The sequence below is a fragment of the Ruania rhizosphaerae genome, from assembly GCF_009805705.1.
GTDB classification, from domain to species: domain Bacteria; phylum Actinomycetota; class Actinomycetes; order Actinomycetales; family Beutenbergiaceae; genus Ruania; species Ruania rhizosphaerae.
The window spans coordinates 17,008-30,127 of record NZ_VSMB01000018.1; the positions used below are offsets into that span (position 1 = coordinate 17,008).

General features: G+C 68.4%; 12 protein-coding genes. 4 read left to right on the top strand and 8 right to left on the bottom strand.

Annotation, left to right across the window (positions count from 1 at the left end):
- Window positions 1-238: 238 nt before the first annotated feature.
- The 7 genes from gltX to FV560_RS18425 all read right to left on the bottom strand — a co-directional run bounded on the left by gltX (window position 239) and on the right by FV560_RS18425 (window position 6,905).
- Window positions 239-1,738, bottom strand: a complete 1,500-nt coding sequence (gltX, locus tag FV560_RS18395; protein ID WP_159623138.1) for a glutamate--tRNA ligase — start codon at window positions 1,736-1,738, stop codon at window positions 239-241.
- Between the two features lie 13 nt (window positions 1,739-1,751).
- The gene (locus tag FV560_RS18400; RefSeq protein WP_159623140.1) at window positions 1,752-1,958 is read right to left on the bottom strand and encodes a PLDc N-terminal domain-containing protein; all 207 of its coding nucleotides are present in this window, start codon (window positions 1,956-1,958) and stop codon (window positions 1,752-1,754) included.
- A gap of 75 nt (window positions 1,959-2,033) precedes the next feature.
- A complete protein-coding gene (locus FV560_RS18405) occupies window positions 2,034-3,053 on the bottom strand; it encodes a Gfo/Idh/MocA family protein (protein ID WP_200837799.1) in 1,020 nt (339 codons plus the stop codon).
- Window positions 3,050-3,829 carry a ThuA domain-containing protein gene (locus FV560_RS18410; RefSeq protein WP_159623142.1) on the bottom strand — a complete coding sequence of 260 codons (780 nt, stop codon included), beginning with the start codon at window positions 3,827-3,829 and terminating at the stop codon, window positions 3,050-3,052. The genes FV560_RS18405 and FV560_RS18410 overlap by 4 nt, the downstream gene beginning before the upstream one ends.
- A gap of 26 nt (window positions 3,830-3,855) precedes the next feature.
- Window positions 3,856-4,716 carry a carbohydrate ABC transporter permease gene (locus FV560_RS18415; protein WP_159623144.1) on the bottom strand — a complete coding sequence of 287 codons (861 nt, stop codon included), beginning with the start codon at window positions 4,714-4,716 and terminating at the stop codon, window positions 3,856-3,858.
- A 10-nt stretch (window positions 4,717-4,726) separates the two neighbouring features.
- The gene (locus tag FV560_RS18420) at window positions 4,727-5,674 is read right to left on the bottom strand and encodes a carbohydrate ABC transporter permease (protein WP_159623146.1); all 948 of its coding nucleotides are present in this window, start codon (window positions 5,672-5,674) and stop codon (window positions 4,727-4,729) included.
- A gap of 10 nt (window positions 5,675-5,684) precedes the next feature.
- The gene (locus tag FV560_RS18425) at window positions 5,685-6,905 is read right to left on the bottom strand and encodes a sugar ABC transporter substrate-binding protein (RefSeq protein ID WP_235020216.1); all 1,221 of its coding nucleotides are present in this window, start codon (window positions 6,903-6,905) and stop codon (window positions 5,685-5,687) included.
- A 181-nt stretch (window positions 6,906-7,086) separates the two neighbouring features.
- On the opposite strand from FV560_RS18425, the gene FV560_RS18430 reads away from it, so the two are divergent.
- On the top strand, window positions 7,087-8,091 hold the full coding sequence (locus FV560_RS18430) for a LacI family DNA-binding transcriptional regulator (RefSeq protein ID WP_235020217.1): 1,005 nt from the start codon (window positions 7,087-7,089) through the stop codon (window positions 8,089-8,091).
- An 83-nt stretch (window positions 8,092-8,174) separates the two neighbouring features.
- On the opposite strand, the gene FV560_RS18435 is transcribed toward FV560_RS18430, so the two are convergent.
- A complete protein-coding gene (locus FV560_RS18435; RefSeq protein ID WP_159623150.1) occupies window positions 8,175-8,939 on the bottom strand; it encodes a fumarylacetoacetate hydrolase family protein in 765 nt (254 codons plus the stop codon).
- Between the two features lie 21 nt (window positions 8,940-8,960).
- Here FV560_RS18435 and FV560_RS18440 point away from each other — a divergent pair, with 21 nt between their 5' ends.
- The 3 genes from FV560_RS18440 to arfA all read left to right on the top strand — a co-directional run bounded on the left by FV560_RS18440 (window position 8,961) and on the right by arfA (window position 13,052).
- On the top strand, window positions 8,961-10,073 hold the full coding sequence (locus FV560_RS18440) for a LacI family DNA-binding transcriptional regulator (RefSeq protein ID WP_420853391.1): 1,113 nt from the start codon (window positions 8,961-8,963) through the stop codon (window positions 10,071-10,073).
- A 98-nt stretch (window positions 10,074-10,171) separates the two neighbouring features.
- The gene (locus FV560_RS18445) at window positions 10,172-11,494 is read left to right on the top strand and encodes a glycoside hydrolase family 27 protein (RefSeq protein WP_235020218.1); all 1,323 of its coding nucleotides are present in this window, start codon (window positions 10,172-10,174) and stop codon (window positions 11,492-11,494) included.
- A gap of 46 nt (window positions 11,495-11,540) precedes the next feature.
- Window positions 11,541-13,052, top strand: coding sequence for an arabinosylfuranosidase ArfA (gene arfA, locus FV560_RS18450; protein WP_159623152.1), 1,512 nt, complete (start codon window positions 11,541-11,543; stop codon window positions 13,050-13,052).
- Window positions 13,053-13,120 lie beyond the last annotated feature (68 nt).

Here is a 13,120-nt window from a genome sequence, read left to right on the forward strand (position 1 = left end):
CGATGACCGAGATGATGCGCCCGACCGGCATCCGAACAACTGCGGCAGCGTCGCGCACCCGGAGCATGCGTCGCAGTCGGCGACCTCACCTCACCTCGATCTGGACCGTGCTGCTGCGGATCGGCCGGCGCCGCACCTGCCGTACCGCTGCCCGTCAACGCCTCGACGCTCTCGAGGACAGGACGCGAGACCTGGCCGCGAGAATCCGGGACGGCCTACCGCCCGGGTGAGCTGTGCATCACAACGTGCTGCGCAGCGCCCGCAACCGGGCGAGCGCGGACTCCTTGCCGAGGATCTCGATCGACTCGAACAGCGGAGGTGAGACCCGCCGTCCGGTGATCGCCACCCGCAGCGGCGCGAAGGCGAAGCGCGGCTTGATACCCATCTCCTCCACCAGCACGGCCTTGAGGGCCGCCTGCTGCGGCTCGGGCGTCAGGTCCTCCAGCCCTTCCAGTACCCGGATCGACCGGTCGAGCACCTCGGCCGCCTCGGGGCGCAACGCCGCCCGGGCATCCTCCTCAACCACCAGCGCATCGTCGGCCGCGAACAGGAAGCCCAGCATCCCGGGTGCCTCACCGAGCAGGGTCATGCGCTCCTGCACCAGCGGTGCGGCAACGGTCAGCAGCTGCTGGTGCTCCGCCGTCAACTCCTCGAACGTGGCCGCGGGAACCACGCCGGCCTCGTGCAGGTACGGCACCAGCCGGGCGCGGAAATCCTCGGCGGGGAGCAGCCGCAGGTGGGCGGCGTTGATCGCCTCGGCCTTCTTCTGGTCGAAGCGCGCCGGGTTCGGGTTCACGTCGGAGACATCGAAGGCGGCCAGCATCTCGGCCTGGGTGAAGATGTCGTTGTCCGGGGAGATGCTCCAGCCCAGCAGCGCCAGGTAGTTGAGCAGACCCTCGGGGATGAAGCCGCGCTCGCGGTGCAGGAAGAGGTTCGACTCGGGGGCGCGCTTGGAGAGCTTCTTGTTCCCCTCCCCGGTGACCATCGGCAGGTGCCCGTAGCTGGGCACTCGCTCGGCGATCCCGAGCTCGGTCAGCGCCCGGTGCAGGGCGATCTGCCGCGGGGTGGAGGAGAGCAGGTCCTCCCCGCGCAGCACGTGCGTGATCCGCATCAGCGCGTCGTCGAGGGGGTTGGTGAGGGTGTACAGCGGCTGCCCGTTGCCACGCACGATCACGAAGTCGGGCACCGAGCCGGCGGCGAAGGTGACCTCGCCCCGCACCAGATCGGTGAAGGTGATGTCCTCGGCCGGCATCCGCAGACGCAACACCGGCGTGCGGCCCTCAGCAAGGAATGCCGCCTTCTGCTCCTTGGTCAGGTCGCGGTCATAGCCGTCGTACCCGAGCTTGGGGTCGCGCCCGGCGGCCCGGTGGCGGGCCTCGATCTCTTCCGGGGTGGAGAACGACTCGTACGCATGCCCGGAGGCGAGCAACTTGTCGGCGACATCGGCGTAGATCGCCGCGCGCTCGGACTGCCGGTACGGTCCGTCCGGCCCACCGACCTCGACGCCCTCGTCCCAGTCCAGACCGAGCCAGTGCAGCGCGTCCAGGAGCTGGTCATAGCTCTCCTGGCTGTCCCGCGCGGCGTCGGTGTCCTCGATCCGGAACACGAACGTGCCGCCGTGGTGGCGAGCCTGTGCCCAGTTGAACAGGGCGGTCCGGATCAGCCCGACGTGCGGGGTTCCGGTGGGCGAGGGACAGAAGCGGACGCGCACATCGGCGCCGGAAACGGGAGTCGTCATGATGGCTCCCAGCCTACTGGTGCGCGGCCACAGTCTTCCGTCCGGCCACGAACCACAGGATCGGCCCCACGACCGGAGCCAGCACGATCAAGGCGAACCACGCCACCTGCACCAGGTCCCGCAGCCCCGGGTGGCGGACGGCACTCACCAGAGCCACCACCATCAGTACCAGCGGCAGAACTATCACCAGTGTGAAGGTCACGTCGTAACTGACAGCCATACGTCCCCCATCCTCGTCCGTCTCACCCACCGTAACCAGACCCCGCCAAGCCCGGCAACGCTCAGGTCCGTCGAATCAGTGCGCTCCCACAGCGCCCCGCGCCCGCTCCATCACCTCCGCGATCGTCACGACCCGACGCTCCGCGGACGACCTCACCGCCGCCTCGACCATGGCGATGCTGAGGACATTGCGGTGCCCCGCCGTCGCCGGCTCGGTCCCCGTGCGCACACAGGTGACGAACTCGGCCAGCGACCCGGCGATCTCCTCGGGCACCTCCCGCTCGGGAACAGGCAGCGACGCACCATCCGGGGCGTACGCCGTCGGGGCGTGGTCACCATCCCAGTGCACTCCCCCGCCGGCTGCCCCGAGGTTCCACACCCCGTTCCAGGACGTCTCCGGGTGAGGCCCGCACCAGGTGCCGGTGTAGGAGAAGGAGGCTCCGCCGTCGAAGGTGAACATGGCCGTGGCCACGGCGTTGCCGGCAAACCAGGACCAGCTCGGGTTGGACGATTCGCAGTAGACGCTCACAGGGTCGGCGCTCATCAGGTCACGCGCGAGATCGAACTGGTGGATCGCCATATCCACGATCAGCGGCTCGGCCATCTCCTCACGGAACCCGCCGAACCGAGGCGCCCGGGCGAACTCACACCGCACCGTCTCCACCTGCCCGAGGGTTCCCAGCACCTCCCGCAACGAGGCCAGGTGGCGGTAGTAGCGCCGCGACTGAGAGATCATCAGCAGCTGCCCGGCACGCTCGGCCGCGTCGATCATCGGCAGGCACCCGGCCACCGACTCCGCCATCGGCTTCTCGCACAGCACCGGCAACCCGAGCCCGAGGGCCTCGAGGTTCACCGGCAGGTGCGCGGCAGGCACCGTCACATTCACGACGGCGTCCGGCGCCTGGGCAGCAGCCAGTTCCGTCAGGGAGGTGCTCACCGGGGCGTCAAGGTCCGTGGCACGTAGCGCGGCGGCAGCGGCTTCGGTGTCCAGGTCCACGAGTCCGACCAGCTGGACATCTGGGTTCGCGGCGATCGTGTGCAGCCACGCGCGGCCCATGCTGCCCGCGCCGACCTGAATGAGGCGCAGGGCCTTCACTCGGCCTCCTTGATGGCACCCGTGTACCCGTGGCCGGTGAAGAACTCGCCGGACTCGTAGCGCAGCAAGGTAGGCGTGGTGCGCTCCGGCCGCACCGTGCGGGCCCAGGCGACGCCGTTCGCGATCACCTTGCGGACGTGCTCGTGGTGGTAGACGGGGAAGTCCTGATCACCCGGGGAGAAGAAGAAGATCTTGCCGTGGCCGCGCTTGAAGGTGCAGCCGGAACGGAACACCTCTCCCCCGGTGAAGGAGGAGATGAAGATCAGCTCGTCCGGCGCCGGGATGTCGAAGAACTCCCCGTACATCTCCTGCTGATCGATGATGATCGGGTTGGGCACGCCCTGGGCGATCGGGTGGGTGGGGTCGACGGTCCAGACGAGCTCGCGGTCCTCCTCGCTGCGCCAGCGCAGCGTGCAGCTGGTGCCCATCAGCTTGCCGAAGATCTTCGACCAGTGGCCCGAGTGGAGCACCAGCAGCCCCATCCCGTCGAGCACATGCCGGTGCACCCGCTCCACGACGTCGTCACGCACCTCCCCGTGGGCGGCGTGCCCCCACCAGACCAGGACGTCGGTGGCGGCCAGGACCTCCTCGGTGAGACCGTGCTCGGGGTCGTCGAGAGTCACCGTGGAGACCTGCGCCGCAGGCAGGTTCTCCCGGATCCCTGCAGCGATGGCCCCGTGCATACCGTCCGGGTAGATCTCCGCCACGTGCGGCTCGATCTGCTCATGCCGGTTCTCGCCCCAGACGAGGACGTTGAGGGACTGCGCGTCGGTCATGGTTGTGTTTCCTTCGGTAGTAGTTCTCATTTGACCGCACCGCCGGTGGCTCCGGCGGCGATGTACTTCTGGGCAGCCACGAGCAGCACGATGGCCGGAGTGGCCGAGAGCACCGCCGTGGCCATCACGGCACCCCAGTTCTGCACCTGCGTGCCCAGGTACTGATAGATGCCGAGCGTCACGGGCCGGATCTCGTCGGTGGTGGTGAGGGTGAGCGCGAACAGGAAGTCACTCCAGGCGAACAGGAACGTGAACAGCCCGGCGGTGATGATCGCGTTACGGCTCACGGGAACCACGATCCACAGGAACGATCGCACCAGCCCTGCACCGTCCACCCGGGCAGCCTCGATGATCGCCGACGGTACTCCCAGCATGAACGAACGCATGATCAGAATCGCGAACGGGATCGCACTGGTGGAGTTGGCGAGGATCAGCCCGGGGATCGAGTTCAGCAGGCCCATACCTTCATACGCGCTGTAGAGCGCGTTGGCGATCACGATGCCCGGGATCATCTGCGAGACCAGGATCGCCAGCAACGCCACGCCCACCCACCGGAAGCGGAACTGCGCCAGGGCGAAGGATGCCGGCGCGGCCAGCGCCAGACTGAAGACCACGGTGCCGAGCGCGATGATGAGGCTCGTCACCAAGTTGGCGCCCTGCTCGCTGATGGCGCGGACGTAGTTGTCGAAGCTGGGCTGCAGCGGGATCAGATCCGCGTTGAGAGTGTTGCCCGAGGGCTGCAGCGAAGCGTTGACCATCCAGTACACCGGGAACAGCATCACCGCCAGGATGAGCACCCCGGCCGCGGTCAGCAGCACCTTGCGCAGGTCGATGTCGTCACCGGTGCGGCGGTTCAGTTCCGCCGGAGCGGAGGTCGTGGTTGTCATGCCTGCCTCCTCACTCGTCCGCCGCGTGGCGCCCGCGGCGCAGGTACACCACGGCGAACGCCATCGAGATCACGATCAGGATGTTGCTGAGCGCGGCCCCATGGCCGAACTCGAAGTCCACGAAGGACCGTTGGTAGGACTGGGTGGCCAGCGTCTGGGTGGCGTTCGCCGGTCCCCCGCCGGTCAGGCCGAGGATGATGTCGAGGACCTTCAGCGTGTAGACCACACCGAGGATCAGCACCACCGAGACCACCGGTCGCAGGCTGGGCCACGTGATGTACCGGAAGGCCTTCCAGTGCGTGGCCCCATCGAGGGACCCGGCCTCGTAGAGCTCATCGGGGATCGCCTGAAGGCCGCTGTAGAGAAGGGTGGTGTTGAACGGGATCCCGATCCAGATGTTCACACCGATCACGGCGATCAGCGCGATCGAGGGCGAGACGAGCCAGCCGATCGGTTCCACGCCGAACACCCCGAGGAACCGGTTGAGGATCCCGGAGTCCTGTTCGAGGATCGCACGCCACGTTGCTGAAGAGACGATCAGCGGCAACAACCACGGCAGGAGCAACAACCCGCGCAACGTCGCCGAGAGCGGGAAGTGCTGCTTGAAGAACAGCGCCAGCGCCAGGCCGATGACGAACTGGAACAGGATCGAGCCGGCGGTGAACAGGCCGGTGTTGAGCATGGCCTGCCCGAAGATTGGGTCGGTGACCACATCCACGTAGTTGGCCAGTCCCACCCAGGGCGCTTCCCCGGTGAAGAAGGTCTGCAGGCTGTAGTCCTGCAGGCTCATGGTCAGGTTCTTCACCACCGGGTAGCCGAACAGCAGCGCCATGGCGATACCCGCGGGAAGCACGAAGAGGATCTTCGCGATGTCGTCCCCGCGGAGTTTGCGGCGCCTGCGGGGCGGGGCAGGCGATGCCTGCCCCGCCCGCGCCGGAGCGTGCGTGAGGGAGCTCATGGCGTCAACTTCAACGTGCGGAGGCCTGCGCGAAGGCCTCGTCGGCGCTCGTCTGTCCGGTCAACGCCAGCTGGATCGCCTCGTAGATGACGGTCGCGGCGTCCGGCCACTCCGGCCCCAGCTGCGCGGTGCGAGAGCGGGCGTTGGCTACCTGCTCGGCGAACGCCGCCATCTCCGGGCGCTCGGCGAGGAAGTCCTCGGTGAGGTCGGTCCGGGTGGGGATCGTGTAACGCGAGACAGCCCAGTCGAGCTGCTGTTCCGGCGTGTTCAGGCACTCGACGAAGTCCACGGCTACCGCCTGGCTGGCCTCGTCCCCAGTGACCGGGACGGTCCAGGCCTCCCCTCCGAATGGTGCGACCGGCGTCTGGCTCGCGTCGTTGACCGGGAACTGCACGACGTCCCAGTTCACATCCGGGATCTCATTCATCGCCGGGATGTTCCACGGGCCGTTCACCATCATCGCGGCGCGACCGGCCATGAACTGGTCCTTCGCATCCCCCTGGGACCAGTTGATCACGCTCTCCGACGCTGAGCCGGACTCCACCAGATCGACCCACAGCTGCAGCGCCTCGGCCACCTCGGGGCTGGTCAGATCGGTCTCGTCGCCACCGTTGGTCCACATCGGTGGGAGGAACTGCCAGGTGCCCTCATAGGTGTTGATCGCACTGAAGGAGATTCCGTACTGGTCGCCTTCGGTGAGGGTGGCAGCGGCTTCGCGCAGCTCGTCCCAGGTGGTCGGCGGTTCGACACCTGCTTCGGCCAGGATGTCGGTGTTGTAGAACAGGGCCAGGGTGTTGGCCACCGGCTGCAGCCCGTAGACATGCCCGTCATAGGTCGAGGCGTCGATCACGCCCTGTGCGAATCCTTCGGTGGAGACCCCGTGCTCGTCGAGCGGGAGGAGTGCCCCCGTCTCCGCGATCAGCTGCACTTCTGGGTTGTCGAGCATGAGCACATCGGGCAGCGTCTGTGAGGACGCCTGCTGCAGGACCGTCTGGATGAGATCACCACCGGGCACGGTTTCCCGCTCGAGGGTGATCCCGAGTTCCTCCGCACAACTGTCGAGGCCCGCCTGGATGAGCGAGTTGTCCGGGTCGTTGTTGTAGTAGTCCAGCACGGAGAGGCTGCTCACCTCGCCCGTGTCCGCATCAGCGCCGTCACCGCCACCCGAGCAGGCGGCCAGAACCAGTGCGGCACTCATTCCCCCGGCCGCCATCACCATGTATCGCTTCACGATCAGCTCCCTTGCTGTTGTCGTTGGTCATCTCGATTGGCGCTGGGCCGACGAACGTCCGTGTCGACGAATCGTCGGTTAAGCGCTTAAATGACGTGATGACGATTGTGGAGCGTACGCTCGGGCGCTGTCAAGCAGTTCCCGCGAACCGTCGAACGGAAGCGAGGCCACCGTGGTCACGATGAAGGATGTCGCCGACCACGCCGGCGTCTCGATCGCCACGGTCTCCTTCGTGGTCAACGGCACCAAGCCCGTCACACCGGCCACCCGGGAACGCATCGAGAGCTCGATGGCCGAGCTGGGATACCGCCGCAATGCGGTCGCTCGGGCGCTGGCGAGCCGTCGCACCCGGATCCTGGCCCTCGCCTACCCGGTACTCGAACGGCCACTGAGCACGGCATCGGTCGAGTTCTTCACCAGTGCCGCGGCCGCGGCCAGCGTGCGGGGCTACCACCTGGTGATCTGGCCGGTCAGCAACGACGGACGCGAACTCGCCGAGTTGGTCGGACAACGGCTCGTGGACGGGGTGCTCCTGATGGAGGTTCAGCTCGACGATCCACGCGTGGCAGTGCTGGAAAGCTCCGGCACTCCGTTCGCACTGATCGGGCGCACCCGAGACATCACCGGCATCTGCCACGTCGACATCGATTTCGAGGCGACACTCCACCAAGCGATCGACCACCTGACCGGCCTCGGCCACCGTCGTCTTGCGCTCGTACTCGGCGGCAAGGGTGAACGCGGCTACCGGACCTACGGACCCTTCGTACGCACGGCGGCGGCATTCGAGCAAGCCCGGATCGAACGCGACATCGACGGCCGCACGGTCGAGGTCACCTGGTCCGACGATCCCGAGTCACTGGCTCGCCAGGTGTTCGGCGAAGAGGACGCCGGCGGCCCCACCGCGGCGCTGGTACTGAACGACCACACCGCCCTGCGCTTGGTCACCGGCGCCCGCCGGACCGGTCGACGAGTCCCCGGCGACGTCTCGATCCTCGGCTTGTCCGCTGCGCCCGAGACGGGAACGCTGAGCGACCCCCCACTCACCTTGATGCGAACTCCCGGCCCCGAACTCGGCCATCTGGGCGCCGAGGCACTCATCCGCATGCTGGAGGCTGAGGACCCCCTGCCACCCCGGCTGGTGCCGTGCACGTTCGAGCCGGGCCAGTCCACCGGACCGCGCCCGTAGACCCCTGCAGCTCAGACGCCACTTGTGGTGTCGTCGCGACGCGTGCAGTACGTCGTCAGAACACCACAGCCGCCCCTACGGCCTCAGCGCCGCAGTACCGGATTCCCGAGTGTCCCGATCCCTTCGATCTCCACCTCCACCCGCTGGCCAGCCTCGATCGGCCCGACTCCGGCCGGAGTCCCGGTCAGCAGGACGTCGCCGGGCAGCAGCGTGAAGATGCTCGAGGCGTATGCGACCAGGTCCGCCACCGAGCGGATCATCTGGGAGGTGCGCCCGTCCTGACGCATCTCACCGTCGACGCTGGCGCTGATCCGCAGGTCGGCCGGGTCGAGGTCGGTCACCAGGGAGGGGCCCAGCGGGCAGGAAGTGTCGAACATCTTCCCGCGCGTCCACGTCTTGTCCTCTTTCTGCACATCCCGGGCAGTGACGTCGTTGGCGGCGGTGTAGCCGAGGATGACCTGCCCGGCCTGCTCGGCCGAGATGTCCTTGCAGATACGCGAGATCACCACGGCGAGCTCGGCCTCGTGGTGCACCTCCTGCGACCACGAGGGCAGCACGATCGGGTCGTCGGGACCGACCACCGTGGTGTTGGGCTTGATGAACAGCAGCGGCAGCTCGGGCACCTCGTTGCCCAGCTCGGCGGCGTGCTCGGCGTAGTTGCGCCCCACGCAGACCACCTTCGAGCGCGGGATCACCGGTGCCAGCAATCTGACCGAGTCCACCGGCACCCGCTGCCCCGTCGGTGTGGGCGGGGTGTAGAGCGGGTCTCCGGTGAGCACCACCAGGTCCTCACCGTCGAGCACGCCGTACCGGGGGTCCTCACCTGTGGTGAATCGCGCGATCTTCATACCTCAGAGCCTACGGCCAGTATGGTGCGGAGACTGAAGGAGGTGCGGGTGGCCACGAACAACGAGCGTCCGGCGACGATGGCCGATGTGGCCCGCCGGGCCGGCGTCTCGGTGAAGACCGTCTCGAACGTCGTCAACGGCTACCCCCACATCCGCCCGGCGACCAAGGAGAAGGTCGAGGCTGCACTCACCGAGCTGGGCTACCGGATGAACGTCTCGGCGCGGCATCTACGCATCCGCCGGACGGGCTTGATCACCCTGGCTGTTCCCGAACTCTCGTTGCCGTATTTCGCTGAGCTGGCCGACGCCGTCATCCAGGAGGCCGATAGCCATGGCCTGACCGTGCTGATCGAGCAGACCGGCGGCCGGCGCGACCGCGAGCTGGCCGTCCTGTCCGGTTCCAGGCGCCAGCTCACCGATGGGGTGATTCTCTCCCCGCTCGGCCTCGACCAGGCTGACCGGGCAGCGTTCGAGGTCGACTTCCCGCTGGTCCTGCTGGGCGAGCGGGTCTTCGGAGCCCCCGCCGATCACGTCACGATGAACAACGTCGCCGCCGCCCGCGCCGCCACCTCCTACCTGCTGGAGCTGGGTCGTCGCCGCATCGCCGTGCTCGGGCCGGGCCCGGCGGATACGGCCACCGGCTCGGCCGGGCTGCGGCTCGACGGCTACCGCGAGGCGCTCGCCACCGCCGACGTCCCGTTCGATCCGGGCCTGGTGGTGCCCGCCACGCCGTGGCACCGGTCGGCGGGCTCGGACTCCCTCGGCGCCCTCCTGGACGGCGGCACGCCGGTAGACGCCGTGTTCGCGATGAACGACGCCCTCGCCCTCGGCGCGCTCTACGCGCTGCACGCACGCGGCGTGGATGTGCCCGCCGATGTGGCACTGGTCGGCTTCGACGACGTCGACGACGTCCGGTACGCGACCCCCACGCTCAGCTCCGTAGCACCCGGCCGGGATGAGATCGCCCACACGGCCGTGGCTCTGCTTCGCTCACGTCTGGCCGGCGACGGCGGCCCGTACGTCCGCGTGATCAGCGAGGCCCGGGTGGTGGCTCGCCAGTCCACCGGGGCAGCCGGCGAGCAGGTCATCTCGGTGCAGCCGGGTTCGCAGGTACCGGCCGACGCTCCGGTCTGACCCAGCGGGCACGAACCTCTCCACGTCCGGTTGACCCCAGCCCGATCTCCGTGCAGACTGCCTCTACATCGATGTAAAGCACTCACGAAAGGCCCTGCGTGCACCGCACCGCCTCCCTCACCCCGCCGATGGGGTGGAACTCTTGGGACAGCTTCGGCACCACCGTTACCGAGAATGAGGTGCTCGCGAACGCCCAGGTGATGGCCGAACGGATGCTGCCCGCCGGGTGGGACACCGTGGTCGTCGACATCCAGTGGTACGAGCCCACCGCCCGCGCCGGTGGCTACAACGACGACGCCCCGTTGCTACTCGACTCCGACGGCGTGCAGATGCCCGTCGAGGCCCGCTTCCCCTCCTCCGCCGGGGGCCGAGGATTCGGCCCCCTGGCAGCACAGATCCACGAACTGGGCCTGCGCTTCGGCGTGCACCTGATGCGCGGGATCCCGCGCCGCGCGGTCGCCGACCCCCGCCCCGTGCCCGGCACCGACGCCACCACGGCCGACATCGCCCTTCCCGCCGACCACCCAGCCGCCCGCTGCCCTTGGAACGGGGACAACCTCGGGCTCGACTTCTCCCACCATGCGGCCCAGATCTGGCTGGACACCCAGATCGACCGGGTCGTCGGCTGGGGCGTCGACTTCCTCAAAGTCGACGACATGCTCTTCCCCTACCACCACGACGCGATCGAGGCCCTGCACACGGCCGTCTCCCGCGCCGAGGAACACCACGGCCGCGACGTCACCCTCTCCCTCTCCCCCGGCACCGACCTCTCCGTCGCCCACGTCACCCACCTGCGCGAGAACGCCGATATGTGGCGCATCTCCGACGACCTGTGGGACCGATGGGAGGACGTCGCCGACCAGTTCACCCGCCTGGCACGCTGGGCCCCGCACCAGCGTGCCCACGGCTGGGCCGACGCCGACATGCTGCCGCTGGGCCGTATCGGTATCCGCGCCGAACGGGGCGAGCCGCGTGACAGCCTGCTCAGCACCGCCGAGCGCCGCACCATGCTCTCACTGTGGAACCTCGGCCGTTCGCCCCTGTTCATGGGCGGCGACCTGCCCACCACCGACGCGGCCACCCTCGCTGACCTGACTCACGCCGACGCGCTCACCATCGGCAGGCACTCGGCCGACAATGGGGAACTGCTCCGTGAACGCGACCTGATCGTGTGGGGCGCGCGAGGCACCGGCCCCGCCGCCGGAACCCGGTGGGCCGGGGTGTTCAACAGTGCCGACGGCGCACGCACCATCCACATCCCGCTCACCTCCACCGGGCTCACCTCACCGGACCTTCCCACCCCGACCACCATCACCGAGCTGTGGACCGGCCGCCGCATCGAGATCGACCCGGCCGATCCCTATGCCGTGCTCGACCTGCAGGTGGACGCCCACGGCGTGGCCCTGCTGCGCGCGACCTGACCTGACCAGCCAGACCCCGACCCCTGCCCCCCTGGAGAAAGAAGTCATGACCAACGCACGCATCACTCTCGACCCGGCCTTCGCCGTCGGGCCGGTCCGCCGACGCACCTTCGGTTCCTTCGTGGAGCACCTCGGCCGTGCCGTCTACACCGGTATCCACGAGCCGGACCACCCGACCGCCGACGAGAACGGCTTCCGGCAGGACGTCATCGACCTCACCCGCGAGCTCGGCGTCTCCACCGTGCGCTACCCGGGCGGCAACTTTGTCTCCGGCTACCGCTGGGAGGACGGCATCGGCCCGGTGGACCAGCGCCCCACCCGCCTCGACCTTGCGTGGCACTCCTCCGACCCGAACCACGTCGGCGTGGACGAGTTCCTGAAGTGGTCGAAGGCCTCGGGTACCGAGCCGATGATGGCCGTCAACCTCGGTACCCGCGGCGTGCAGGAGGCACTCGACATCCTCGAGTACTGCAACGTGCCCGGCGGCACCCACTACTCGGACCTACGCCGCAAGAACGGCGCCGAGGAGCCGTACCGCATCAGAATGTGGTGCCTGGGCAACGAGATGGACGGACCGTGGCAGATCGGACACAAGACCGCCGAGGAGTACGCACGCCTGGCCACAGAGACCGCCCGTGCGATGCGGATGATCGACCCGGACATCGAGCTGGTGGCCTGCGGCTCCTCGGGCTCCGGGATGCCGACCTTCGGTGAGTGGGAGCGGATCGTGCTCACTGAGGCGTACGAGGACGTCGACTACATCTCGGCTCACGCCTACTACTACGAGGAGGACGGCGACCTCGCCTCCTTCTTGGCCTCCGCCGTCGATATGGACCACTTCATCGACTCGGTGGCCGCCACCGCGGACGCCGTCCGCGCCGCCCGCAAGCTCACGAAGAAGATCCACATCTCCTTCGACGAGTGGAACGTCTGGTACCAGAAGCGTGCCGAGTCCCGCCCGCCGACCGGGGACGACTGGCCGGTGGCCCCCGTGCTGCTGGAGGACCACTACAACGTCGCCGACGCGGTGGTGGTGGGCAATCTGCTCATCTCACTGCTGCGCCACACCGACCGGGTGCACGCGGCCTCGCAGGCGCAGCTGGTGAACGTGATCGCCCCGATGATGACCGAGCCGGGTGGCCGGGCGTGGAAGCAGACGATCTTCCACCCCTTCGCGCTGACCTCCCAGCACGCCGCCGGCCAGGTGCTTCAGCTGGCGATCGACTCCCCGATGCACGAGACCGCGAAGTTCGGTGAGGTCGCGGCGCTGGACGCGGTCGCCACCCACGACGCCGAGACCGGCGAAGTCGTGGTATTCGCCGTGAACCGCTCCACCACCGACGAGCTCACGCTTGCCGTGGACACCTCCGCCTTCGGTGACCTGCGCGTGGTCGAGGCGGTCACATTGTCCAACCCGGACCACACCTGGCAGGCCACCGCCGACGACGACACCTCCGTGGCGCCGCGGCCGAACGAGTCCGCCACAGTCACCGGTGGTCAGCTCACCGCCGCCCTGGCACCGGTCTCCTGGTCGATGCTGCGCCTCGCGTCGGCCTGACCCGCACACAAGTGACGGTCCACACCGCCTCCGTGCCACCTACGGCACGGAGGCGGTCAGGGACGTCG